The organism is Sphingobacterium sp. B16(2022), assembly GCF_012030425.1.
GTDB lineage: Bacteria > Bacteroidota > Bacteroidia > Sphingobacteriales > Sphingobacteriaceae > Sphingobacterium > Sphingobacterium anhuiense.
The window spans coordinates 170244-196542 of the sequence record NZ_JAAUVN010000004.1; the positions used below are offsets into that span (position 1 = coordinate 170244).

Consider the following 26299-nt stretch of genomic DNA (forward strand, 5'->3'; position numbering starts at 1 on the left):
TTAGAGTTACGCAACATCTCTATGTATAATTAATCTAAATAAAGGGATGTCGAATTTAAAAATAATATGGTTAAGTCTATATGTAATCATATCGTTTACTGCTTATGCACAACAGAGAGGAGAAATAAAAGGAAGAATAAGTACCACCTCAAATACACCTATTGAGGGTGCAACTATTACAATTCTTGAAACAAATCAAGTGACCCAAGCTGATAAAAGCGGTTTATTTTCAATAAAAAATATCGCTTTTGCCAACTATACTATACGAGTATCTGCTGTTGGATTCAAAGCCAAGGATAGAACTTTTCTTATTAACCAGGAAAACACAGAAGTGCTATCTATAAAATTGGCTTCACAACAGACAACAATGGATGAAGTCGAGATCGTTGCAAGATCCGAAGCAAAAGAAATACAAAAACAACCATTTAATGTTACAGCAATCGATGCGAAGAAATTGTACAATACAACAATGGATATTGGTCAGGCATTAAATCGTGTTTCGGGTGTTAGACTGCGAGAGTCGGGTGGTGTAGGATCAAACATGAATTTTAGCTTAAATGGTTTTTCGGGCAATCAGGTTAAATTATTCGTTGATGGAATTCCCATGGATAATTTCGGATCGTCCTTTCAGTTAAACAACATACCGATCAATTTTGCAGAACGAGTTGAAGTCTACAAAGGAGTCGTTCCCGTATGGCTAGGCGGCGATGCATTAGGTGGCGCAGTCAACATTGTAACCAAAAACCAGCCGGGAAAATATTTAGATGCTTCATATTCATATGGCTCATTTAACACCCACAAAACTTCAGTTAATGCCGGATACATTGCTAACAACGGTTTTACAATGATGCTTTCTGCTTTTCAAAATTATTCGGACAACAATTACTTGGTAAATGTAAGATCATACAATTTTGACACTGGAAAATTTTACCCCGCCGAAAGAAGAAAACGTTTCCACGATGCATACAGAAATGAAACATTAGTATATAATATGGGCGTTTCTAATAAAAAATACGCTGATCAGCTCCTTTTTGGTATTACCCTCGGCCAGAATAAGAAAGAAATCCAAACGGGTAATCATATGGAAGATGTATATGGAGGTCGAGAAAGCCAAGGAAACATTGTACAGCCGACTTTTAAATACATCAAGAGAAATTTATTGACAGCAGGTTTAGATGTAACGATAAACGCTCGATACAATTTCGGTACAGAAAGAAGTTTGGATACCGTCCCAAGAAGATTCACTTGGACAGGAGAAAGTATACCTAAAAATCCAAAAGATCCAAATGCTCCAGGAGGAGAAAATGACTTAACAGATTACCGCTACAAAAACAACAATGGTAATCTTACGGCCAATATCTCTTATGCAATTAACAAGAATAATAGCATTATGATCAATCATTTGTTGACAACATTTGACAGAAAAGGAAAAGATCATTACTATCCAGATTTAGAAGTTAATAAGCTCCCACGCAAAACAATAAAAAACATTACAGGAATCGGATATAGAACCTCCATACGTGATCGTTGGGATGCTAATATTTTTCTAAAAAACTACAATCAAAATGGAAAATACTTCAATGAACTTGAGAAGGAAACTTATGAGAATGTGGAAATATCACTCAATAAAATTGGATATGGCTTAGCAACTTCCTATTTCCTGAATCCAGACATTCAACTAAAAGCTTCCTATGAGAAAGCATACCGACTTCCCGATAATACCGAATTATTTGGTGATGCCATCAATATTAGTGGTAATCCTGGTCTAAGACCCGAGAGTAGTGATAATATCAACTTAGGTTTATCATATGCTTTAAAATTACAAAAAAACCAACAAATTATCATAGATGCCAATTACATATTCCGCAATGCTAAAGATTTTATACGCCAGTATGTAGGACCATTAAGCAGCAATAATAAAAGAGAACTTAAAAGTGCTAATCTAAGAAGTGTACGAAACAATAGTGTTGATATCAACTTAAAATATTATTTCAAGAACCTGTTTTCAGTCGGAGGAAATATGACTTACCAAAACCTGATCAACACAACTAAAGTTGAACCTTCGCAAATTATACAAAGTAGTATCTACAAAGATAGAATGCCAAATATGCCCTATTTATATGGTAATGCTGACGCGGCTTACTATTTTCACAACGTCGGTAAACAGAATAATACTTTAACGGTAGGATATAATCTTCAATATATACATGAGTTCTTTTTAGATTGGCCAAGTTTAGCGACCCCATCTCAAAGATATAGAATCCCAACACAAGTATCACATGATGTAAACATCATCTATTCTTTAGCATCTGGAAAATATAATATCGCTTTAGAATGTAATAATCTAACCGATGCAACACGTTTCGACAATTTCGAAATGCAAAAGCCAAGTAGATCTTTCAATATTAAGTTCAGATACTTTATACGTACAAAATAACAATCACAATTCAATAAATAAATACAATGAAAAAGTTAAACACTTTAAAAATGCTGACCCTAGCATGTGGCGTTTTAGCCATCACTGCATGTTCAAAAGACAATCCTTCTGATGGAGGAAGTGATACCGGAAATTCCGGAAAAAGAGAAAAATTTGTTTTTATCGTAAATGGACAAGGTAGTGGAGAAGCTGGAACTTCAGGTAATTATATCCTGTCAACAGATAATGTAAGCGATGGAACACTCAGTATTGTAGGTAACGGTATGCCAGCGACAGAACAATCCTTTATCAATCAGAACAACTATATCTTTGGACTAACATATGGTGGTCAAGGACCGATAACCCCTTACAACATTGACAGTAAAGGTGAGTTCCAGAGACTTAAAGATGAACAAGTAAATGCTGAGACATCAGGTATTTATGGACATTTTGGAGACAAAAATATTATATTAGGTACCACAAATAGAAGTATTGTTAATCCAGTGGCAACCCTAAGAAATTACGATGCTCAAAATTTCTCTATAGCAAATAAAAACACCGTTGATCTATCCAAAGTTTTAGGCGGAAAAAGAATGGCCATCTGGACCGGCGTGTTTCAAGTAGGAAATAAAATATATGTTCCTTTTCAATCTGGAGACGGATCAAACAACTGGGGCGGTAATTTCACAACCACCGACACTACTTATATCGGTATCTTCTCTTATCCTGAGCTAAAATTCGAAAAAACAATTAGAGATGGACGTGGTTCACATATTGGAAATTGGTGGGCACAACAAGGTCTTGCTGTAGACAACAAAGGTGATGCATACGTTTGGTTTTCAGCAAATGAAGCATCTTTAGCTTCTAAAAACAAATCAGGATTTCTTCGAATTAAGAAAGGAACTGATGAATTTGATAAAGACTATTATTTTGATATTGAATCATTAGGAAATGGCAAAATTGCAAGAGGAAGTTATCTTAAAGATGATAAATTCTTAATGACAGTTTATAATAAAGGCGAACAAGCTGAAGGTGTAGGAGGTGGATTAGTAAAATTATACATCGTCGATATTCAGACAAAAAAGATGACTGAAATCAAAGAAATTCCTGCCCATGAACAACAAGGATATAAGGACGTCGTATTTGTTGAAAAAGATGGCAGTAAAGCTTACTATGCATGTCAGAGTTTAGAAGACAAACAATATTATACCTATACAATTGACATCAATAATGCAACAGCCAAAAGAGGTTTAAAATTTGTCGGTGTATCTGGTGTTTCGTCCATGAGTAAAATCAATTACTAAAAATAAAAATCCATTTATTCTGTCAAAGAAATACTTTGACAGAATAAATTTTATCACTTTATAAATAGCGCTTTAAATTATTATGCTCAGCAAAATTAATGCATGGCTACATCTTTGGTTAGGACTAGCGGCAGGCATACCTGTTGTTATCCTAAGTATAACCGGCTGTGTACTTGTCTTCGAACATGACATCAAAGAATTCACTACAAATTATATTCGCGTAGAAGCACAAAGATCAGAAGATCAGCTTCCTCCATCTGCAATCTACAAAGCTGTAAAGACAGCCATTCCAGACAAAGAAATAGCTAGTTCCTGGTATTATGGTTTAGATAAATCAGTTAAAGTAAGTTTAGACCACTCCGATAGTTTAGTCTATGTCAATCCTTATACAGCTGAGATCCTAGCTGTTGTTAATCATGAAGATTTCTTTCATTTCATGGATGAGGGGCACCGTCATCTATGGATGCCGAACAAGATCGGCCGTCAAGTAGTCGGCTGGAGTACTTTTATATTCTTTTCACTACTAATCACTGGTCTTATTTTATGGTGGCCAAAAAAATGGAACAAAAGATCTCGTGAGCAGAGTTTTACCATCAAATGGAAAGCGCGGTTCAAACGAGTAAATTATGACCTGCACAATGTATTAGGATTTTACGGACTAACCATAGCCTTAGTTATGTGCCTTACAGGGTTAATCATGAGCTTCCCGTGGATGCGCAAATCAGTAGTTTGGCTCAGCGGAGGATACCCGAATAAACCTAAAGTAGAACAAGTTGAAAAAGAAATACCTGATGATCAGCCCTTGAATGATGCATTGATTGTTGCTGATCAAATCTGGTATAAAGTGCGCCATGAATATGCTCGCCATAACAAAGAAGCCGTTATCGTCCACTACCCTGAAGCCGAGGATAAATCCGTATATGCATGTACAGATATGGAAAACGGTATATGGCGTGACTTAAATTTTGATCGTAATACGCTAGAATTAACAGGCAGAAAACAAGGTCCCATTGATGATGCCAATACCACAGAATGGCTAATGCGCGCAAATTATGCCTTACATACAGGATTCATTGGGGGAATGGCTACTAAAATAATATATTTTTTAGCATCACTTATTTGCGCAACATTACCGATTACTGGTTTCTATATCTGGTGGGGGAAAAAGAAAAAAAAAGTAAAAAAATCAAAATCTATTCATCCAATAACATCTTAATCTTGCAGACATGTTTCATCATTGCAACTACTTACTTAGTTTATTTCTAGTTTTTACTTTATTTGTTGCCAGTGCTCAAAATTCTGCTAAAATCATGGGCCGTGTCCTAGATGAACAGAACGAACCTGTACCCCATGCACAAGTAACTTTACATCGCGTTCATGATGGAACTGTCGCAAAAATTATTACTGCCGATAGCATAGGGAATTTTATTTTCCCTAATGCACCATATGGAAATTACTATGTGCATATAAAAAATATGACACACGAAGATTTTAAAACATCTCAATTCATATTAAGCGAGCACGTGAATGCATATGATTTTGGGAAAATTGTATTGCTTCAAAACAATGCTTATCTGAGTGAGGTTGTCATCAATAAACGCAAGCAATTTATAGAACAACATCAAGATAAAACCATTTTCAACATAGAAAACTCTGCATTAGCAGATGGTAACAGTGGATTAGAACTTTTGACCAAAATTCCAGGTATAAGTCTAGATGATAATGGAACCTTCAGTTTAAAAGGAAAATCTGGTGCTTCTATCATGATTAACGGAAAACTTACCTACCTCTCCGCAGATCAGCTAGCCAATTTGTTAAGAAGTACATCCTCAAACGATATAACAAAAATTGAAGTTATGACTAATCCTAATGCCAAGCAAGATGCGGCAGGAACATCAGGGATAATCAATATCGTATTAAAAAAAGGATTGAAGCAAGGGTTGAACGGAGCTGTTTCCGGAAATATGGGAGCAGGTCGCGGATTACACCTAGGCGGTAGTTTAGACCTAAATTACAGAACGGAAAAAATAAATATCTTCGGAAATTACAATCAATACTTTCAAAATTTAGAGTATTACAATTCATTAACACGCTACTTTTATAAAGATACGCAAGCAGAACCAGAAACCTACTCCCAACAGGAAAACAAAATTCAACCGAAACTGCGTTCAAATAATTTCAGAGTTGGTATGGATTTTTATTTAAGTTCAAAACAGACTTTGGGATTTCTAGTAAATGGAGGCTTTGGTAAATATCCAAAATATGAACCAACCACCAATTATTTTAGAAACTATGCGACAAAAGATCTCATCTGGTCGGCTTCAACCATAACCGAAGGAAAAGAAAGATGGGAAGACATGTTATATAACATCAATTATAACCTGAAGTTCAACGAAAATGGACATGAACTAAAAGTGGATTTTGATATGATTGACCATTATTCCAAAATGGATCAAACACTAAATACTAAATACAGTAATGAAAATCAAAATAATATACGCCCCTTATCATCACGCACTGGCGATATTCCCTCAGACAGTAAGGTTTATGTTGCAAAAATTGATTATACACTCCCTTTTAATGAAACTTTTAAGCTAGAAACTGGTTGGAAAGCAAGTCATATCCGGACAGAAAACGATTTGCGGTATGATACATTGCTAAATGAGAGTTATGTTCCAGATCTATCGACAAGTAATCACTTCATTTATAAAGAAACGATACAAGCAGGTTATGTGAATCTATCAAAAACTTGGAGCAAATTTTCAACACAAGTAGGATTACGAGCAGAGCACACATCTACCGATGGTAATCAAATAACTTTAAATGAACAGTTCTCTAAAGATTATTTAAAGTTTTTCCCATCAGCATTTTTATCTTATAGCATCAATAACAATCATAAAGTACAACTAAGCTATAGCTATCGCATCGAGCGTCCATCCTTCTGGAGTCTAAACCCATTCCGCGTCTATACAGACCCCTTCTCCTATTCAGAAGGAAATTCAAAACTAGATCCTGCTTACGAGCACGCTTATGAAGCTAACTATACACTAGCTAACAAATATATATTTACGTTAAATTATGCAGACAGATCTAATATCGTAAATGATATCATAGGATTAGATCCTACAAACAAACAAATCACTTTTGAAAGACCCGAAAATATCGGTTCATTCAAAAATTTTGGCGTATCATTCATGGCTCCTACACAATTATTTTCCTGGTGGACAGCTACACATTTTGCAAACTATTACAGAAACGAATATGAGATTCCACAAGAAAATGAACTAATCAAAAGATCAGGCAATACGTTATCACTAAATACACAAAATACTTTCAAACTACCCAAAGATTGGTCTGTAGAGATTGGAGGAAATTATAACTCTGGTCTGACCATTGGTTTAACGAATATCAAAAGTTACGGACTTATTTACAGTGGAATACAAAAGAGCATTTTAAGTAAAAAAGCAACGATTAAGCTGGTCGTTAACGACATATTTCATACCAATAACCGTCGATATGAAACAGTATCCAATGCAGTGAGATTAATAGGAAAATCAAATCCAGATAGCAGAACAGCAATTTTATCATTCAATTACCGATTTGGAGGTTCAGATAACAGAGCAAAAGAACGCTCAACAGGTTCGGAAGATATCAAAAATAGATTATAAAAATCAACACGATGCAAAGGTGATATTCCACACCAGTATAAATAGAAAACAGCTATCAAAAGAAATTGATAGCTGTTTTCTATTTATATTTATTCGAGCGTTGTAAATACGAACAACTTTGAAAACTTCAGAACATATATCCTTACTAATTAATCTCTTTACGAAGAAGCACATTTTAGCAAGAAACCTGCCCTGCATATTAATAAACAATAAAACATGAATTTCCTAAATCATCATATGACATTCATATCAAAAACACCATAAATAGAACTATCTCAAAATTGTTATCTTTGTAAAAAAATCAAATATGTCTGTTAAGATTGGCGAAAATATAGATTTAGGAGACTTTCCATTATTGCTAGCTCCAATGGAGGATGTAAGTGATCCGCCATTCCGTTTTGTTTGTAAGCAAAATGGGGTAGATATGATGTATACGGAATTTATCTCTTCAGAAGGATTAATTCGAGACGCAGCAAAATCACGTAAAAAGTTAGATATCTTCGAGTATGAAAGACCAATAGGTATACAAATCTTCGGTTCCGAAATCGAACACATGAGACAGTCATCCGAAATCTGCACATTAGCAAATCCAGATCTAATCGATATTAATTACGGTTGTCCAGTTAAAAACGTTGCTTGCCGTGGAGCAGGCGCTAGTTTATTGCAAGATATCGATCGTATGGTCGCAATGACAAAAGCAGTCGTGGAAGGAACACATCTACCAGTTACTGTGAAGACCCGCCTTGGCTGGGACGATGACACCAAAAATGTTTATGAAGTGGCAGAACGTTTACAGGATATCGGTATTAAAGCTTTATCAATACATGGACGTACACGCGCACAAATGTATAAAGGGCAAGCAGATTGGTCTATGATTCGTGATATTAAGCGTAATCCACGCATTAAAATTCCAATTTTTGGAAACGGCGATGTAGATTCTTTAGAAAAAGCAATTGCATGGCGCCAGGAATATGAAGTTGATGGTATTATGATTGGTCGCGCCTCAATTGGATATCCTTGGATATTTAGAGAAATAAAACACTTTTTCAACACAGGAGAACGTTTAGCCGGTCCAACAATTGCTGAACGTGTAGATGTGTGCAGAACACATTTGGTTAAATCAATTGAATGGAAAGGACCTAAAACAGGTATTTTCGAAATGCGTCGTCATTATTCAAACTACTTTAAAGGTATACCAGACTTTAAAGAATACAGAATGCGATTAGTCAGTCTTCAGACATTCGAAGAGATCCAAGAAGTGTTAGACGAAATACAACATAACTTTGCAGAAGAAGCTATTTATTAAAAATAGCTTCTTCTAACTTTTAGACTTCAACATCTTCATTACCGTTTTCCTCTCGACAAAAACGGTTCCCAATAAGTAAGCAATCAACATCATATTGCCAATCCAAAAATTCCGGTCAAATACTATGTAATGGATATAAACGATCATAGTACCAACCAACATATAAGCCCCAATTTTAAAGATCTTATAAGGAATTGGATAATTCTTTTGTCCCCAAAAATAGGATAAAAATACCATTACACCATAAGTTATGGTCGTCACATAAATTGCACCGACATAGCTGTAGCGCGGAATCAGGATATAACACAATATAATTGTAATTAAAGCCCCAATACCTGAAATATAGAGACCGTATCGTGTTTGATCAGAAAGTTTATACCACACAGAAAGGTTCATATATATCCCAAGCATCACATAGTTGAATAAAATAACAGGAATAATAAATAGACCCGACCAATATTCTGCACTCTCTGAAGCAGATCCTCCTTGAATAAAATACTTAAGCCATTCAATATTGACAGACAATCCGATCATGACAACCATCATAGCAATCACAAAATATTCCATGATCATTGCATAAACCTTTTTCGAATTATCATTTTTGGCATAGGAGAAGAAAAAAGGTTCGGCTCCTAAACGAAATGCCTGCACGAAAATGCTTAAGAAAACAGCAATCTTTGCAATAGCACCATATATACCAACATCTCGGTCAGCAATACTTTTCGGTAATAATTCAGGCATTAAAATCTTATCTAGGTTTTCGTTTATGATAAATGAAATATTAGCGATCAAAATAGGAAAGCTATATCGAAACATATCACCTAATAACACCCGATCAATTTTAAAATTAAATGTTCTAATCTCGGGCAACAGCATCAACAATGTCACTGCACTCGCTACAAAATTAGAAATAAACACATAACCCAACCATGAGTTTATATACCAGCTAGAAAAATATGGTTCAGTATCCGGAAAATGTTGAAGTAAATAAGGTATGAAGACAATGAATGTCAAGTTTAAAATAACAAATGTGATGATATTGACTAACTTCAATACGCCGTAGCGCAATGGCCGACCATTAGCACGAACTTTGGCAAAAGGAACAACAGCAAGTGCATCAACGACTAAAGTAAGTCCAACAAAGTAAATATAGCTTTTATATTGACCTACAGAGTCAATATTTTCTTTTGCAAACCAATGCGCAATGTCATTAGAAAAAATAAGAATAGTTAATAGAAAAATTAAAGAAGTAAAAATGGTGACAACAAAGCTATTATTGAATACTTTAGATTTATCCTTCTCCTCAACTTTCTGTAAATATCTAAAATAGGTTGTTTCCATCCCAAAAGCTAGGAATGCATTGATCATAGCTGCCCAAGAATACATATTCGTAAATATTCCATAGGTGGAAGCTTCAAATTTACGAACGAAAATTGGCGTTAAAACAAAATTCAGTAATCTAGAGATGATAGTACTGAGACCGTAGATCAAGGTTTGACCAGCAAATTTTTTAAAAACAGACAAGATATTAAGATTTATTTAGACGATTTTTTTAGCACTTCAAAATTCTTAAAATCTTCCCAGACGCCCTCTTCACAAATCACTTCTTCCACTACTGCGCGCTCAGGTCCCTCTTCACAGAATTCTTTTAAACAATCTAGAGCAAAATCATCACCCTCTGCCTCAATATAAACAGAACCATCCGCTAAATTTCTAACAAACCCTTTAATACCCAATTGGTCGGCAACTGCTTTGGTAGATAACCTAAAATAAACCCCCTGTACTTTTCCTTTGATAGAAATATTAACATGTTTCATATCAACAAAAGTACAGAAGATTTTGAGTATTTTACTATGCTAATCTTTGCACCGTAACTTTATCAGATAATCTAAAATGTTCCATATTTTTCAATAGAACAAGACCTGGTTTTTTACCAACTTCAATTGAACCAAATTTATCATCGATATTTAAAGCCTGTGCCCCATTAATAGTAGCCCACTGGATAGATTGCTGAAAATCTAAATTATCAAAATGTTTATGTAACACTTTTAATTCATCTAAAATTGAAAGCTTATCATTGGATGCTAAACTATCTGTACCGATTACAATTTTTTGATTATCGTTTACAAAGTTCATTACTTTTGGCAATTGACCTTCAATATAAAGATTCGCCTTCGGACATAAACACCATACGATATCACGGCCCATTCGGTCCACAAAATCAAGGTCTTTCAATGACGTATACGTATTGTGAACCAAGATCAACTTATTAGGATGAGGTAAATATGGTAAATATGACTGAATTGAATTTCTAGCCTGAGCTTTAAACAAATCAGGATTTTTCCCTATTACTTTAAAGAAATCGATAAATCCTCCCGTTTTATAACGAAACAATCGATTTTCTTCATCACTCTCTTGATTATGAATACTGATAATATTAACATCAGAAACCGCTTTTTTAAATTTCTTCAGAAGTATTTTCGAACAAGAATAAGGAGCATGTGGTGTAATTGAAGAATGTGCTGGATCAAATTCATGAATCAAATCCTTAGCCTCCTGCAATCGACCATCAGCTTCATCCGGCTCTACTCCGAAGACTTCAACAAAAGTGTGGTAAAGAATCTTACTAGACTCCTTAATGTTAGATGTGTTATCAGAATTCACGTGATCTCCAACTGCCACAATACCATTATTGTACATTTCTTCATCAGCAGCAGCCATCGCTTTATCAATCACTTTTAAAGAAGTGCCACGACTTGTCATAACCGAAGAAAGAAAAGCTGGTAATCCAGTTTTTTGCGGAATCGTACCCTTCATATGGGACAATTCTAAGTGACAATGCGCATTAATAAATCCAGGAACAATAACTCCTTCAAATTTTTCAATATGCTGGCCGCTCAATTCTACGTCTTTACTTTCATAAATCCCAAGGATTTCACCATCATCATTAACTTTTACCACTCCATCTTTAATAGGTAAAGATGTAATTGGTAAGATATAGGTAGCGCTAAAATATTTCATTATTATAAAAACTTTAATAGTTACTTAGCATTCAGGTCAACGCAAAGGAACTGTGGTTATTAACGTTAAAATTCGTGCCAAAATTTAGTAAAAAAAATATTACCATTAAAAAAAACAAATTTACACAATTAGTTTAATTATTTAATCGTGATAAAAATCAAAGACTTTTAGATAAATTAACTTATAGGAATGTAACATAAATTTAAACCTTAATAAAAACTCCCTTGTTGCTAAAAATAATTAACATGAGCTAAAAGTTTGAATTTTAGCATATTTTTTGAAGGTAGGGAATAAGTTTAAATTCAGCCAATATATTATCTAAAAACCACAATTTTATTCATTTTTGTAGCGATTCAATGACGTTATGTCAGTGAAGCATCAATAAATCATGGAATTATAAATGGACATCCTTTTAGTTATTAAAAAAAGAAACCGGATCAATACAGCTACTTTAAAATCCGAAAGAAGCTAAAGATAAAGCAACACAACATTCATCATAATACAATCCTATAAACGAAAATCTATTCCACTTATTTTTACGAGCAAAACAAATTGATATTCCAAAACTCAATTCCTCAACATCCATTTTTACATTATATTTTTAGTACAGATTTTATTTAATACCTTCGCATTATCAATAAGGGGTGCCTTGTTCTACGAACACGAATAAAGGCTGAGATTATACCCAACAATACATTTATGTGTTGTGCACCTGATCCAGATAATGCTGGCGGAGGGAAAAGGTTAGTTAAATAAGTGAAAAACTGTTGTAACCCCTAGCAATAGTTTGTTTAACTCAAAATTCAATTAAAAAACATGATTAAAAATTTAATCAGCACAGTGCTATTTCTAGGAATAACATTATCCGTATCAGCTCAAAACGCTTTATCCATCAAAGTCTTAGACAATGAAACAAAAAAATCGTTACAGGGCGCAAGTATCGTTCTGACAAAAAATCAGAGTAAGAATTTAACAACTGATCGAAATGGCACTTCAAAGTTTTCAGGATTACCTGATGGACAATACGCCATAACAATCTCTTACATAGGCTATAGTACAGAAAAGAAGCAGATTGATCTGGTACAAAATACTGATCTTGAAATCTTTCTAAAACCACGTGCTATAAAAACAGAAGAAGTCCTGGTCATGGCAACACGTGCCAAAAACAACTCTTCTACAACCTATAAAAATATTAGCAAACAAGATATCGCTAAAAACAATTTCGGACAAGATATTCCATACCTACTAGATCAAACACCATCTGTCGTCATAGGATCGGACGCAGGAGCAGGTATAGGATATACAAATATGAAAATAAGAGGATCTGATAATGCCCGCATAAATGTAACATTGAATGGAATTCCGTTGAATGACGCGGAAAGTATGGGCTCATTCTTCGTCAATCTTCCCGATTTTGCATCCTCTACCGAGAGTATCCAGATTCAAAGAGGAATTGGAACTTCGACAAACGGGGCGGGATCATTCGGGGCATCACTAAACATACAATCCAATACACTCGAAAAAGAGCCGTACGTAGAATTCAACAACTCTTTCGGCTCTTATAATTCTTGGAAAAATACTTTGAAAGTAGGTTCAGGACTACTAAATAATAAATTTGCCTTTAATGTTCGTCTCTCACGTATCTTGAGCGATGGCTATATCGACCGAGCATCTTCCGATTTAAAGTCTTTTTATGTAGATGGAGGTTATTATAGTGACAAACATATTTTAAAGGCCATTGTATTCTCTGGCAAGGAAAAAACATATCAATCTTGGTACGGAACACCAGAGCCAAGATTAAACAATGATGTAGCGGGGATGAAAGATTATGCCGTCAATGATGGCTATACACAGCTAGAAACAGAAAATCTATTAAATTCTGGTCGCACTTACAACAAATACCTATATAAAAACCAAACAGACAACTACACGCAAACACATCACCAGTTACATTACACCAATTTTATCAATGAAAAACTAATTTTTAATGCGGCACTACATTACACCAGAGGTGCAGGCTATTACGAAGAATTCCGACCTGAAGACGACTTTTCAAAATACAATTTACCACCAGTCATTTCAGGAACCGATACCATCAAACAAACCGATTTGGTAAGGAGAAGATGGTTAGATAATTACTTCTATGGGACTACCTTTTCCTTCAACTATAATCCTTCACAGACAATAAAATTGACATGGGGTGGAGCTGCAAATCAATATAAGGGAGATCATTACGGTGAAATAATCTGGGCAAAATATGCTTCCGCCAGCAACTTAGGGGATAAATACTATCTCAATGATGCTAAAAAAGATGACATCAGTACATTTCTGAAAGCAGACTTTACATTCGAAAAATGGTTATTATTTGCGGATATACAGTATCGTAATATTAATTACCAAGTAAAAGGTGATGACGATAAAATCAAAGGAATGGATTTTAAAAGAAAATTCAATTTTGTAAATCCAAAATTAGGAATTACTTACCTCATCAATGAAAATTCAAATTTATACGCCTCATATGCCTATGCTAGTAAAGAACCTGTCAGAAATGACTTTGTTGATCTAAAAGGAAACAATCCCAAACCAGAGAAAATGCAAGATATCGAAGCTGGCTACCGCTTCAATAATGAAACATTTAACATCGGTACGAACTTTTATGGTATGTTCTATAAAGATCAACTTATTCCGACCGGAGCACTTAATAATGTAGGTTCTCCATTGAGAATGAATATCCCAAATAGCTATAGAATAGGCTTAGAAGTAGATGCCGCATGGAAAATTTCAGCGTACTTTGGTTGGAAAGCAACAGCGGGACTAAGTCAGAACAAAATCAAAAATTACACGGATGAAACGAGTGGAGAATTCATTAAAAAAACAGATATTGCACTTTCTCCGGCAACTATTTTATCAAGCGAGTTCACTTATCGCCCTCTTCGTTCAGTAGAAATTGCACTATTATCAAAATATATTTCAAGACAATATCTGGACAATAGTTCAGCCAAAGTAAGAAGTATAGACCCTTCATTTGTAAACAATATTAGAGCTATTTATAATTTCTCCATATTAGGTTTGAAAAATATAGACCTTGGACTTACTGTCAACAATATCCTAAATGAAAAATATCAAACCAACGGATATACTTGGGGTTATATGGACGGTACATCTCGAAAATATTTTAATTTTTACTATCCACAGGCTACAACAAATTTTATGTTAAGCCTAAACGTAAAATTCTAATAAAACAACTTGCGCCTTCAACATTATTTTAAGGCGCAAGTTGTTTTACAGCATTTTCAAGATCCATGACGTCAACAATACTTAATCAGATCAAACTCAATAGTTGGCATTTTTTTCTTAATATTGTCCTATGCGTGCAGTAATACAACGAGTTTCCAGGGCGAGCTGTTCGGTCGATAGCAAAATAACAGGTCAGATTAAAGACGGCTTACTAATCCTTATTGGGATCGAAGAGGAAGATACAATTGAAGATATGAAATGGATGGCACAAAAATTCGTCAATCTTCGAATATTTAATGATGAAAACGGTTTAATGAATAGATCGGTGCTAGACATACGTGGTGAAATATTACTTATATCCCAATTCACATTATTCGCACAAACAAAAAAAGGAAATCGCCCCTCTTTTATCCGTGCAGCCAAACCAGATAAAGCACAGCCAATGTACATACAAATGGCCCACTATCTTAGCACTTTAATAAACAGCGAAGTGCAAATGGGAATATTTGGTGCAGATATGAAAATTGATTTATTAAATGATGGGCCCGTTACCATCATAATGAATACACAGGATAAAGATAATTTCTAATACTATGACAATAAAAGAAGCACAGGAGACCATTGATAAATGGATCAATACAACAGGTATTCGCTATTTTAATGAATTAACAAACACAGCAATGCTAATGGAAGAAGTTGGAGAAGTTGCTAGAATTATGGCAAGACAGTATGGCGAACAATCATTTAAAAAATCTGATAAAGAAGTAAATTTAGCGGATGAAATGGCCGATGTTCTCTTTGTATTAATGTGCCTGGCCAATCAAACCGGTATTGATTTAACAGATGCGCTAGAAAAAAATTTAGAGAAAAAATCAATCCGTGACGCCGATCGACATAAAAACAATGAAAAATTAAAGTAATACAACATTACTATAATTTAGTTCGTTATATAAGTATCAAATTAATTTTAATACAGTTTGCATGCAAACTGTTGAAGGGCTGTATCAAGAAACTTGATACAGCCTTTTAATTTCTTTATCTTTAATGCAGATCATTAATTCCCTCTGGAAATGAATTTAACACATTACGTCCATACATTAAAACACCATGTGCTTTTAGCAATCTTACTTACAGGATTAACACACGCTTCAGCACAAGATAGAAATAAAGAATTTACCTTTCAATATGACCCTCAGGAAATCGTTAATGGTAGCCAATACCAAAAGATCCAGATCCTGGATTCAAGAAAAGATACAACTCATTACGGAATCATACAAAAAGGTTTATTAGGAAAATCCGCTACTGTAGTTGCAAATCCAGCTCTTGAAGATCAATTGCAGAAATATCTAGAAACAATCAGTAATGGAAATACGCAGAGAGATACATTGCTTTTGCAAATTCGAAGATTATCATTTTCTGAAATTGGTGGTGGAATCAAAGAAAAGGGCTTTTTTGATTTCAGAGCAAATCTATATCAAAAAAAAGGGAACAATTATTTCCCATTAAATCATATCGACAGTAGCTTTCAAGTTTCAGGAATCGATGTCTCCAACAAATTATTAAAAAAAGGAAGCCTCATTATAGATTCATTCATTCGTAAAAATTTAAAAGTAAAAGACATATCGTCCGAATCATTAACCTTACATGATATCCAAAACATTGATTACAAGGAAAAAGAGAAATTACCATTATATGCCGCAGAACATCTCGTGGACGGGATTTATATGAGCTATGAAACTCTAAAAAACCAAAAACCAGATTATCCGCTAGTTGATGAGAAAGATAAAAAAGGCAAAATCAAATACTATTATTACACCAATGAAAAAGGGAAAAAAGTAAAATTAAAAGATTCACAGATATATGCCGTGGTAGATAATGACGAAACCTATGTCTCCACAAGTTATGGATATTATCCACTTGTAATGGAAAATGACGAATACTATTTCTATGGTTTAGCAGAAGAAAACAGTACTAGCTTCTCGATATCAGCAGGCATAGGATCAGGTTTTGGATATGGAGGTGGAATGATTGGAATTGGAGTGGGATCAGCACCTTCAAACATTAAGCGATACAAAATAAAAATTGACCATGTAGATGGAAATTTTGAAAAAATAGAACAACTACCTAATTAAGATTATGAAAAAAAGCAAATTCTATTTGTTTATTATTACGGCGGCGCTGTCAGTACAATCGTGCACAGTTTCGTTAGAACTTGATAAAAAAGCCAAGACCTTCAATAAGGCGGCGGTTGTTACCGCGCATCCCTTAGCTTCAAAAGTTGGTGTAGATATCCTAAAAATGGGGGGCAACGCCATTGATGCCGCTGTCGCAGTACAATTTGCATTAGCAGTAGTTTACCCTAATGCTGGAAACATAGGTGGTGGTGGGTTTATGGTCTACAGAAGTAGTAAAGGTGAAATCAATGCTTTAGACTTTAGAGAAAAATCACCAGAAAAAGGACATGCTAATATGTACCTAGACAAGCAGGGAAATGTAATAGAAGATCTAAGTGTATATGGCCATTTATCCGCAGGAGTACCAGGATCAGTTGACGGAATGGTTGAAGCTCACAAAAAGTATGGCAAATTAGATTGGAAAACTTTATTAAATCCTGCTATAGCATTAGCTGAAAAAGGCTTTCCGATTACAAAACAACAGGCAGAGGAATTCAACGAATATAAAGAAAGCTTTCAAAAATATAACCCAAGTGGCGCCCCTATACTGAAAACCACCAGCTGGAAAAAAGGCGATTTATTCCAGCAACAGGAACTGGCTAACACAATTAGAAGAATTGCTGATCATGGTCGTGATGGCTTCTACAAAGGCATAACAGCTGACCTCATTGTTAAAGAAATGCATAAAGGCAATGGCATTATCAGTTATAATGATCTTGAGAATTATAAAGCAGTATGGCGACAACCCGTTACAGGATATTACCGTGGACATAAGATCATATGTATGGCACCTCCATCTAGTGGTGGACCAGCCTTAGTTGCACTATTACAATCAGTAGCACAATATCCATTAGGAAAATGGGGATTCCAAAGTGATTCCGCTGTACGTGTAATGGTTGAAGCCGAACGTCGTATTTATGCAGATAGAGCAAAGTATTTAGGTGATCCAGACTTCATAAGAGTACCTGTCAAAGAATTGACAGACTCTATTTTCAACAGTGAAAGATTAAAAGCCGTAAACTTAACCAAAGCAACCGCAAGCAGCGATGTAAAGGCTGCGAAATTTCCAGGATATGAATCAGAAGAAACAACACACTTTAATATCGTCGATTCCGAAGGCAATGCCGTTTCTATTACGACAACACTTAATAATTCATATGGATCACGTGTCTTTGTATCTGGCGCAGGCTTTATATTAAATGATGAAATGGATGACTTCTCAGTTAAACCAGGAGTTCCAAATATCTATGGCCTCGTTGGCGGAAAAGCGAATGCCATCGAGCCAAACAAACGTATGTTAAGTTCAATGACACCAACTATTGTGGAAAAGGATGGAAAGCTATTTATGGTAGTAGGAACACCAGGCGGATCAACAATTATGACCTCCGTCTTCCAAACGATAGTCAACGTAATTGACTATCAACAAAATGCACAGCAATCCGTTTCATCCCCGCGTTTTCATCATCAATGGCTACCCGATCAGATTGATGTAGAAAAAAATGCAATAACTCCCAAAGTAAGAAAAAGTCTAGAAAATGCAGGGTACAAAATATCACCTAGAGGTAATATAGGCAGAGTGGAAAATATCATAATATTACCCAACGGAAAACTCCAGACAGGTGCCGATCCGAGGGGTGATGATACCGCTTCAGGTTTTTAGTATATTAAATTTTAAATAGTATAGATTATTTTTAAAACAATTAAACTTATACAAACATATCAGCTCTATATAACAAACACTGATTTTATGATTAAAAATTATACGTATCCAATCAGCGGAACAATGATGATGCTATTTTTTGCCACTTTAATCGTGAGCTGCAGCATGCTAAAAGGTCCTGACTTTACAAAAATACAAGTTGGCATGACCAAAGAGAAGGTTGTTCAGCAACTAGGAAAGCCGGATGCCGTAGTAGCCTCAAAAAAATATCAAGACGGTATATTAGAGATTTATGAATATGGCACTGCACAATTAGAAAATGCGGCAGATTCAACTTCAGGATATAGAATCTACTGGCTATACTTTTTCAACAATGAACTTCAAGAATGGGGAATAAAAAGAAACTATTCACCATCTGATTACGATGGATATTACGAGAAGTATAGACGCCGTCATTAATTAAATAAACAAAAAAGCCCTGTTGCAAAATTGCAACAGGGCTTTTTTATTATATTTAGTAAAGAAGAATGATCTTACATCATTCCGCCCATGCCACCACCCATTGGAGGAGCACCAGCACCATTATTTTCTTCTGGCTCATCAGCTAATACACATTCAGTTGTTAACAACATAGAAGCGATAGAAGCTGCATTCTCTAAAGCTACACGAGAAACTTTAGTTGGATCGATAACACCAGCACCAATTAGGTTTTCGAATACATCAGTACGAGCATTGTAACCGAAGTCCCCTGTACCTTCTTTCACTTTCTGAACGATAACAGCACCTTCAATACCAGCATTGAAACAGATCTGACGTAAAGGTTCCTCGATAGCACGTCTGATGATCTCGATACCGATAGTCTCATCTTCATTAGCACCTTTTAATCCTTTTAAAGCGTCAGTAGCACGAATGAAAGCAACACCACCACCTGCAACGATACCTTCTTCAACAGCTGCACGAGTTGCATGTAAAGCATCATCAACGCGATCTTTCTTCTCTTTCATTTCTACTTCAGTAGTAGCACCTACATAAAGAACAGCAACACCACCTGATAATTTAGCTAAACGCTCTTGTAATTTCTCACGATCATAATCAGAAGTAGTTGTTTCGATTTGAGAACGGATTTGAGCAACACGAGATTTAATATCTTCAGCATTACCGGCACCATTAATGATTGTTGTATTATCTTTATCAACAACAACTTTTTCTGCTTGACCTAAGTAAGATAATTCAGCATTTTCTAATTTGAAACCTCTTTCTTCAGAAATCACTGTACCACCAGTTAAGATAGCAATATCCTCTAACATTGCTTTACGACGGTCACCAAACCCTGGAGCTTTCACTGCTGCAACTTTCAGTGAACCACGGATTTTATTAACAACTAAAGTAGCTAATGCCTCACCATCTAAATCTTCTGCAATAATGATTAATGGTTTGCCAGTTTGTACTTGTTTTTCTAAAATCGGCAACAACTCTTTCATGTTACTGATTTTTTTGTCATAGATTAAAATGTACGGATTTTCAAGTTCCGCTTCCATTTTATCAGAGTTTGTAACAAAATATGGAGATAAGTAACCACGGTCAAATTGCATACCTTCTACTGTTTTAACTTCAGTTTCAGTACCTTTTGCTTCTTCTACAGTAATAACACCATCATTACCTACTTTTTCCATTGCTTGCGCAATTAAAGCTCCGATAACTTCGTCATTATTTGCAGAAATTGATGCTACTTGTTTGATTTTATTATTGTCTTGACCAACAGTTTGAGATTGCGATTTTAAATTCGCAACAACTGCTGCTACAGCTTTATCAATACCACGTTTCAAATCCATTGGATTAGCACCTGCTGCTACAGATTTAATACCTGGAGCTACGATAGCCTGAGCCAAAACAGTTGCAGTAGTTGTACCGTCACCTGCTTGATCAGCAGTTTTAGAAGCAACTTCTTTCACCATCTGAGCGCCCATATTTTCTAAGGCATCTTTCAATTCGATTTCTTTAGCAACAGTAACACCATCTTTAGTGATAACCGGAGAACCGAATTTTTTTTCAATGATTACATTACGTCCTTTAGGACCCAAAGTTACCTTTACTGCATTTGCCAATGTGTCAACACCTTTTTTAAGTGCTTCACGAGCTTCAACGTTATATTTTACTTGTTTTGCCATTATCTTTAAATTTTTGAAATTTTCACCTGATCCCAGAAGAGACCAAATTTATTTACATTTGGATACTATATAAAAAAATTAAATAACCGCGTAAATATCAGCCTCACGCATAATTAAATACTCTTTACCTTCAACAGTAATTTCAGTTCCAGCATATTTACCATATAAAACTTTATCACCAACTTTAACAGTCAAAGGTTCGTCAACTTTACCCGTTCCAACTGCTACAACGATTCCTTGTGATGGTTTTTCTTTTGCTGTATCAGGGATGTATAATCCTGAAGCTGTTTTTTCTTCTGCCTGAGCAGCTTCAACTACTACTCTGTCACCGATAGGTTTAATGTTTAATGCCATAATATATTTTATTTTTAGTTCTATTTCAATTATATCTAAATGTCATCAGCAATTATGCCAAAGAGCCAAGAGCAGACTTTTGAGACAAATTTGCATCGAAAAAACAAGGCACTGGCAGATTTCATTCACATTCTGTCAGGCTGTCACGCTACAAAACTGACAATACAAAAAAAGCCCCCAATTACTTGGGGGCTTTCAATTTCTATACAACAACCTATTTAGTTGAATCTGTTACAGTTTTCTGTGCCGGAGCTTGTTGAGCTGGAGCAGGTTGTTGTGTATTATTTAAATTCAATGGACTAGTTTGTGCAGGAGTTTCAATTTGATTACCCAAACCACCACCCACAGTAGCTGTTGTAGTTGGAGCTACGATATTAAATGCTAAACAAAAAACCATGATCGCAATCACTAATCCCCAAGAACCTTTTTCTAAAAAGTCACCTGTACGTTTTACACCCATAATATTAGTTCCACCAGCAAATCCTGATGATAAACCACCTCCTTTTGGATTTTGTATTAAAACTAAAAATGATAATAAAATACTTGCCAAAATTATAAGAGCAATTAATATTCCTTGCATTTCTCTATATGTATTAAGTTAATTTCTTTTCTAAATTTAAAATTTCCGACGCAAAGTACGCATTTTTTTCTGGATATTTCAAAACTAATTTTTTGTAAACCTCTATAGCCTTAGGATATAATCCTTGTTCGATATAAATTCGGGCCAAAGTTTCAGTCACCAGCGAATACTGATCTTCCGAACTTTTCCTTGCTTTATTTTCCAGATTAATCTTATCAGCAGGAGGAGGTTTTATCTGCGGATCCTCTTTGATAAATCGTTCGATCAGATGATCCGTATTTTTCTTCTCTACCTGAAATGGTACCGTATTTTTAAATTCCTCGCTTAACTTAACCTCAGGAGACTGCAGATGAAAAATATTCTCCTTAATCTGTTGATCCAAAACTTGAGCATCAATCGTCTGTTTAAACCGAGTCACATGCTGTTCTGCAGAATGGGCATGATAATTTGGGGCCTTCAAAAATGGCTGGTACGTATCTGCATGCTCTAAACGAGTTTTATGTAACCACCATAAAAAACTATAAGGCATCAGCTCATCGTCATACACACTGATCCGCTCTTCCTCACGCACTTCTTCATCCACAGGACCTATGACAAAGGTCGACTCCACAGATAACATTGGTTCATTAGAAATATCATCTTTAATCTCCTCCAGAATATCATCGGTTTTTTCCAATCGAAAAAAATCATGCGCTACACCGGATTGAATCAAAGCATTTAGTTCCTCTCTTCCATTATCAAGATCTGCAGTTGAATCCTCCTGTACATCATCAATTGTATCTTCGAAAGCAATATAATCATCCGATTCAACTTCAATAGGTAATTCAACAGGAACAGCTTTATGCAGATACTCATATAACCAATTTGGATTAGCAGCATAAAGCAATGTCGAAGAAATATTATGAACTTCCCTATTTAGCAAGTAGAGGTGTCTTTCATAAGCAAAACGAAGAGACTGCGCATATGGAAATTTGGCAATCAAGGACAACAAATCAGATTCCGAAAGAGATAACGGATTGTTGATCGCTTGATGAAACAAGTTTATATCGTCTGAAATTCGTCTATTTTCCATATCTCAAACCACTACCAATTAGCAAATGCTTTATTGTAAACATCTTCTGTCAACATTAGAATAATTTCTTTATTTAATGTTTCCTCTTGAGCCGATTGCAATTGACCAGAAAAATCTTTAAACCTTGTGAAAGATTGTTCAAAATTATCCTTCTCAACGATTTTATTATGATAATTTACTTTAATCGTTATTGAAAGGCGATTTAATGCAGCACGATCCGTTCCTGCCTCAACAGCAGCGGGACTAATCGTATAATCCGTGATAAAACCCTCAAAAGTTGCATCAGCATTATCATTAACCTGACTCAACCGCGATTGATTACGTATACGCTCTTTTAAGGCTTCTGTAAAATTCTGACTTAAGGTTGGATAAACCATTGATGCAATATTCTCAAAGTACAATACGCTCACTGTTTTCATCCCATCAGGAATAGATCCACCGGTAAAACCATATTTTACACCACAGCTTGTTGTAAAAAACAACATCGCTATCATGATAAAACCCGGTAGCAAACTTGATCTAAGCTTCTTCATAAACGAGATTATAAATCTAAATTTAAGTCTTTAATTTTTCTGTACAAAGTTCTTTCGGAGATACCCAACTCCTGCGCTGCCGCTTTACGTTTACCACGATGCTTCTTAAGCGCTTTTTTAATCAAATCGGATTCTTTCTCTGTTAAAGATAACGATTCTTCAACTTCTTCGGCATCTTGTGTATCATAATTTAAATATCCATCTTGACCCGGGTTACTTTTCAGCACATTAGGTTGATGTATAGTCAATGTCTGTGAAGCGGCCAAATGATCTTGAAGCCGATCAGCACTAGGTTCAACCTCTTGATACAATCGATTAATATAGGGAGAATTTTCATCAAACGTGGAAGGATTAACTCCATTTTGAATCAATTCAACAACCAATTTTTTCAAATCAACCATATCTTTCTTCATATCAAAAAGAACCTTATATAAAAGATCGCGCTCTGAAAAATCATCCTTTCCACTTTGATTAGCAACTACTGCTGGTAAAGTAGAACGGCTTTCAGAAGGAAGATAATTTTGTAAAATTCGCGCATCCACAACTCGTTCTTTCTCAAGAACGGCAATTTGTTCCGCAATATTTTTCAACTGGCGCACATTTCCTGGCCAGCTGTATGTCTTCAATAGTTGTTGTGCATCGTCAGTCAGCTGTATGCTTGGTGAGCGGTATTTATCAGAAAAATCGACAACAAACTTTCTAAATAACAAATAAATGTCTTCCGCACGTTCACGTAATGATGGAATACGAAGGGGAACAGTGTTCAATCTGTAATAAAGATCTTCTCGAAATTTACCATTTTGTACAGCATTAAAAACATCAACATTTGTCGCAGCAACTACGCGAACATTAGTTTTCTGAACCTTAGAAGAACCCACACGGATGTATTCACCAGACTCTAAAACACGTAGCAAACGAGCCTGTGTACCTAAAGGTAACTCCCCTACCTCATCTAAAAAAATAGTACCACCATCGACAACCTCAAAATATCCCTTTCTTGCTTCATGTGCCCCAGTAAAAGAACCTTTCTCATGACCAAACAATTCCGAATCAATTGTTCCTTCAGGAATAGCCCCACAGTTCACAGCAATAAAAGCACCGTGTTTACGCGCGCTTAATTGATGAATAATATGTGAAAACACCTCCTTACCACTACCACTCTCCCCTTGGATCAAAACTGAAATATCAGTAGGAGCCACTTGACGGGCAATATCTATAGCCCTATTAAGTAAAGGTGAGTTACCTATAATCCCAAATCGATTCTTAATATCTTGATTATCCATCCTCTAAATTTAAGAATAAAGACCTCTATTATATTCTAATTAATCAACTATTTTACCCAGTAAAGTAGCCGAAGTACAAGACTCGATCATTACAGTAACGTAATCACCAGCCTGATAACGTTCATCTACAGGAAAAATAGCCATTGCATTTTGATCATTACGACCAGCAAAATCTTTATCCGAGCGTTTTGAAAAACCCTCAATTAAAACACGTTGGTTTTTACCTACAAATTGCTGTAAACGTTCAAAACTATGTGCTCTTTGTTTCGCAACAATTTCTGTTAAACGACTTTTCTTAATTTCTTCTGGAATATCATCAGCATAACGTTTAGCAGCTAATGTACCCGGACGTTCCGAATACGCAAACATAAACGCATAATCATACTTCACGTAATCCATCATGCTCACTGTATCTTGATGCTCTTCTTCCGTTTCTGTACAAAAACCAGTAATGATATCTGTTGAAATACCACAACCCGGAATAATCCGGTTGATTGCATCAATACGATTGATATACCAATCTCTATCATAAGTACGGTTCATTAATTCTAATATTCTAGAATTTCCAGACTGTACAGGTAAATGAATGTATTTACAGATGTTATCATAGCTTGCCATTGTATGCAACACCTCATCAGTAATATCTTTTGGATGAGATGTCGAGAATCGAACACGTAATAACGGGTTCACTTCAGCCACCAATGCTAATAAGTTCGCAAAATTAACAGGAGTACTTGCTTCTTGCCCTTCAATTGTAGGGGCAGTATATTTATATGAATCAACGTTTTGTCCCAACAAAGTAACCTCACGATATCCTGCATTGAACAAATCATGCGCTTCCTTCACAATAGATGCAGCATCACGACTGCGTTCTCTACCTCTGGTAAATGGAACAACACAGAACGAACACATATTATCGCATCCGCGCATAATCGAAATAAATGCTGTGATACCGTTCGAGTTTAAACGAACAGGACTTATATCAGCATATGTTTCTTCACGCGAAAGCAATACATTAACAGAACGATTTCCATCGTCCACCTGTGAAATTAAATTTGGCAAATCACGATAAGCATCAGGACCAACAACAACATCAACTAACTTTTCTTCTTCCAAAAATTTAGCTTTCAATCGTTCTGCCATACATCCCAACACACCCACGATCATACCAGGGTTGCTTTTCTTAGCAAATTCAAATTCTTTCAAACGATTACGTACACGTTGCTCAGCATTCTCACGAATGGAACATGTATTGATAAAGACAACGTCTGCCTCTTGATAGTTTTTCGTTGTTTCAAATCCTGTCTCCAATAAAATAGAAGCAACTATTTCACTATCAGAAAAGTTCATTTGACAACCATAACTCTCAATATATAACTTACGTCCATTACCTTTGGAAACATTATTTTCAATCAATAAGGCTTCACCTTGACGCGTCTCGTCGTGTTCCTTAGTTGTATGCGCAAAATCTAACATAGCTCAAAATTCAAAGACTACAAAGTTAGGAATAAATATTGAATTGA

General features: G+C 35.4%; 21 protein-coding genes and 1 riboswitch. Of the genes, 11 read left to right on the forward strand and 10 right to left on the reverse strand.

What is annotated here, in order from left to right; all coding sequences use genetic code 11:
* Positions 1-46 precede the first annotated feature (46 nt).
* From HCX49_RS19065 to dusB, 5 genes are all read left to right on the forward strand, one after another.
* Complete coding sequence (locus HCX49_RS19065; RefSeq protein WP_168127906.1) at positions 47-2437, forward strand: TonB-dependent receptor; 2391 nt, start codon at positions 47-49, stop codon at positions 2435-2437.
* A 26-nt stretch (positions 2438-2463) separates the two neighbouring features.
* Positions 2464-3720 carry a DUF4374 domain-containing protein gene (locus HCX49_RS19070; protein WP_132771573.1) on the forward strand — a complete coding sequence of 419 codons (1257 nt, stop codon included), beginning with the start codon at positions 2464-2466 and terminating at the stop codon, positions 3718-3720.
* A gap of 82 nt (positions 3721-3802) precedes the next feature.
* On the forward strand, positions 3803-4936 hold the full coding sequence (locus HCX49_RS19075) for a PepSY-associated TM helix domain-containing protein (RefSeq protein WP_132771574.1): 1134 nt from the start codon (positions 3803-3805) through the stop codon (positions 4934-4936).
* A gap of 10 nt (positions 4937-4946) precedes the next feature.
* Complete coding sequence (locus HCX49_RS19080) at positions 4947-7388, forward strand: outer membrane beta-barrel family protein (RefSeq protein WP_168127907.1); 2442 nt, start codon at positions 4947-4949, stop codon at positions 7386-7388.
* Positions 7389-7695: 307 nt separating this feature from the next.
* Entirely contained in the window at positions 7696-8694 is a 999-nt protein-coding gene (gene dusB, locus HCX49_RS19085; RefSeq protein WP_132771576.1) for a tRNA dihydrouridine synthase DusB, read from the forward strand.
* A 12-nt stretch (positions 8695-8706) separates the two neighbouring features.
* Here the strand turns inward: dusB and HCX49_RS19090 are convergent, their stop codons facing one another.
* From HCX49_RS19090 to HCX49_RS19100, 3 genes are read right to left on the reverse strand one after another with little or no spacing between them, the layout of a single operon-like run.
* A complete protein-coding gene (locus HCX49_RS19090; RefSeq protein ID WP_132843534.1) occupies positions 8707-10218 on the reverse strand; it encodes an oligosaccharide flippase family protein in 1512 nt (503 codons plus the stop codon).
* Positions 10219-10229: 11 nt separating this feature from the next.
* Entirely contained in the window at positions 10230-10511 is a 282-nt protein-coding gene (locus tag HCX49_RS19095; RefSeq protein ID WP_021192356.1) for an acylphosphatase, read from the reverse strand.
* Between the two features lie 34 nt (positions 10512-10545).
* A complete protein-coding gene (locus tag HCX49_RS19100) occupies positions 10546-11715 on the reverse strand; it encodes an amidohydrolase family protein (RefSeq protein WP_206368607.1) in 1170 nt (389 codons plus the stop codon).
* 630 nt (positions 11716-12345) lie between these two features.
* A riboswitch (TPP riboswitch) is annotated at positions 12346-12471 on the forward strand.
* Between the two features lie 60 nt (positions 12472-12531).
* Here HCX49_RS19100 and HCX49_RS19105 point away from each other — a divergent pair.
* The 6 genes from HCX49_RS19105 (at position 12532) to HCX49_RS19130 (ending at position 19245) form a co-directional block, all read left to right on the forward strand.
* Positions 12532-14952 (forward strand): TonB-dependent receptor, encoded by a 2421-nt coding sequence (locus HCX49_RS19105; protein ID WP_132771579.1) that lies wholly within the window; start codon positions 12532-12534, stop codon positions 14950-14952.
* A 130-nt stretch (positions 14953-15082) separates the two neighbouring features.
* Positions 15083-15541: a D-aminoacyl-tRNA deacylase gene (gene dtd / locus HCX49_RS19110; RefSeq protein ID WP_132771580.1), complete on the forward strand. Its 459-nt coding sequence runs from the start codon at positions 15083-15085 to the stop codon at positions 15539-15541.
* Between the two features lie 4 nt (positions 15542-15545).
* Positions 15546-15872: a nucleotide pyrophosphohydrolase gene (locus tag HCX49_RS19115; protein ID WP_021192353.1), complete on the forward strand. Its 327-nt coding sequence runs from the start codon at positions 15546-15548 to the stop codon at positions 15870-15872.
* Between the two features lie 150 nt (positions 15873-16022).
* Entirely contained in the window at positions 16023-17084 is a 1062-nt protein-coding gene (locus HCX49_RS19120) for a hypothetical protein (RefSeq protein ID WP_132771581.1), read from the forward strand.
* A gap of 4 nt (positions 17085-17088) precedes the next feature.
* On the forward strand, positions 17089-18786 hold the full coding sequence (gene ggt, locus HCX49_RS19125; protein ID WP_168127908.1) for a gamma-glutamyltransferase: 1698 nt from the start codon (positions 17089-17091) through the stop codon (positions 18784-18786).
* An 87-nt stretch (positions 18787-18873) separates the two neighbouring features.
* The gene (locus HCX49_RS19130; RefSeq protein WP_031289700.1) at positions 18874-19245 is read left to right on the forward strand and encodes a DUF3192 domain-containing protein; all 372 of its coding nucleotides are present in this window, start codon (positions 18874-18876) and stop codon (positions 19243-19245) included.
* Between the two features lie 74 nt (positions 19246-19319).
* Here the strand turns inward: HCX49_RS19130 and groL are convergent, their stop codons facing one another.
* The 7 genes from groL to miaB form a co-directional block, all read right to left on the reverse strand.
* Positions 19320-20957, reverse strand: a complete 1638-nt coding sequence (gene groL, locus HCX49_RS19135) for a chaperonin GroEL (RefSeq protein ID WP_207898652.1) — start codon at positions 20955-20957, stop codon at positions 19320-19322.
* A gap of 75 nt (positions 20958-21032) precedes the next feature.
* On the reverse strand, positions 21033-21308 hold the full coding sequence (gene groES, locus HCX49_RS19140) for a co-chaperone GroES (RefSeq protein ID WP_021192191.1): 276 nt from the start codon (positions 21306-21308) through the stop codon (positions 21033-21035).
* 214 nt (positions 21309-21522) lie between these two features.
* Positions 21523-21888, reverse strand: a complete 366-nt coding sequence (gene secG / locus HCX49_RS19145) for a preprotein translocase subunit SecG (protein WP_132771584.1) — start codon at positions 21886-21888, stop codon at positions 21523-21525.
* A gap of 13 nt (positions 21889-21901) precedes the next feature.
* A complete protein-coding gene (locus tag HCX49_RS19150; RefSeq protein WP_132771585.1) occupies positions 21902-22960 on the reverse strand; it encodes a tetratricopeptide repeat protein in 1059 nt (352 codons plus the stop codon).
* A gap of 11 nt (positions 22961-22971) precedes the next feature.
* Entirely contained in the window at positions 22972-23493 is a 522-nt protein-coding gene (locus tag HCX49_RS19155) for an LptE family protein (protein WP_132771586.1), read from the reverse strand.
* A gap of 8 nt (positions 23494-23501) precedes the next feature.
* Positions 23502-24776 carry a sigma-54 interaction domain-containing protein gene (locus tag HCX49_RS19160; protein WP_021192197.1) on the reverse strand — a complete coding sequence of 425 codons (1275 nt, stop codon included), beginning with the start codon at positions 24774-24776 and terminating at the stop codon, positions 23502-23504.
* 39 nt (positions 24777-24815) lie between these two features.
* Complete coding sequence (miaB, locus tag HCX49_RS19165; RefSeq protein ID WP_168127909.1) at positions 24816-26252, reverse strand: tRNA (N6-isopentenyl adenosine(37)-C2)-methylthiotransferase MiaB; 1437 nt, start codon at positions 26250-26252, stop codon at positions 24816-24818.
* Between the last annotated feature and the right edge of the window lie 47 nt (positions 26253-26299).

Excerpts from the sequence above, each read along its gene's own strand:
- HCX49_RS19065 (WP_168127906.1), top strand. The coding sequence starts at position 47 with ATGTCGAATTTAAAAATAATATGGTTAAGTCTATATGTAATCATATCG.
- HCX49_RS19070 (WP_132771573.1), top strand. The coding sequence starts at position 2,464 with ATGAAAAAGTTAAACACTTTAAAAATGCTGACCCTAGCATGTGGCGTT.
- HCX49_RS19075 (WP_132771574.1), top strand. The coding sequence starts at position 3,803 with ATGCTCAGCAAAATTAATGCATGGCTACATCTTTGGTTAGGACTAGCG.
- HCX49_RS19080 (WP_168127907.1), top strand. The coding sequence starts at position 4,947 with ATGTTTCATCATTGCAACTACTTACTTAGTTTATTTCTAGTTTTTACT.
- dusB (WP_132771576.1), top strand. The coding sequence starts at position 7,696 with ATGTCTGTTAAGATTGGCGAAAATATAGATTTAGGAGACTTTCCATTA.
- HCX49_RS19095 (WP_021192356.1), bottom strand. The coding sequence starts at position 10,511 with ATGAAACATGTTAATATTTCTATCAAAGGAAAAGTACAGGGGGTTTAT.
- HCX49_RS19100 (WP_206368607.1), bottom strand. The coding sequence starts at position 11,715 with ATGAAATATTTTAGCGCTACCTATATCTTACCAATTACATCTTTACCT.
- HCX49_RS19105 (WP_132771579.1), top strand. The coding sequence starts at position 12,532 with ATGATTAAAAATTTAATCAGCACAGTGCTATTTCTAGGAATAACATTA.
- dtd (WP_132771580.1), top strand. The coding sequence starts at position 15,083 with ATGCGTGCAGTAATACAACGAGTTTCCAGGGCGAGCTGTTCGGTCGAT.
- HCX49_RS19115 (WP_021192353.1), top strand. The coding sequence starts at position 15,546 with ATGACAATAAAAGAAGCACAGGAGACCATTGATAAATGGATCAATACA.
- HCX49_RS19120 (WP_132771581.1), top strand. The coding sequence starts at position 16,023 with ATGAATTTAACACATTACGTCCATACATTAAAACACCATGTGCTTTTA.
- ggt (WP_168127908.1), top strand. The coding sequence starts at position 17,089 with ATGAAAAAAAGCAAATTCTATTTGTTTATTATTACGGCGGCGCTGTCA.
- HCX49_RS19130 (WP_031289700.1), top strand. The coding sequence starts at position 18,874 with ATGATTAAAAATTATACGTATCCAATCAGCGGAACAATGATGATGCTA.
- groES (WP_021192191.1), bottom strand. The coding sequence starts at position 21,308 with ATGGCATTAAACATTAAACCTATCGGTGACAGAGTAGTAGTTGAAGCT.
- secG (WP_132771584.1), bottom strand. The coding sequence starts at position 21,888 with ATGCAAGGAATATTAATTGCTCTTATAATTTTGGCAAGTATTTTATTA.
- HCX49_RS19150 (WP_132771585.1), bottom strand. The coding sequence starts at position 22,960 with ATGGAAAATAGACGAATTTCAGACGATATAAACTTGTTTCATCAAGCG.
- HCX49_RS19155 (WP_132771586.1), bottom strand. The coding sequence starts at position 23,493 with ATGAAGAAGCTTAGATCAAGTTTGCTACCGGGTTTTATCATGATAGCG.
- HCX49_RS19160 (WP_021192197.1), bottom strand. The coding sequence starts at position 24,776 with ATGGATAATCAAGATATTAAGAATCGATTTGGGATTATAGGTAACTCA.
- miaB (WP_168127909.1), bottom strand. The coding sequence starts at position 26,252 with ATGTTAGATTTTGCGCATACAACTAAGGAACACGACGAGACGCGTCAA.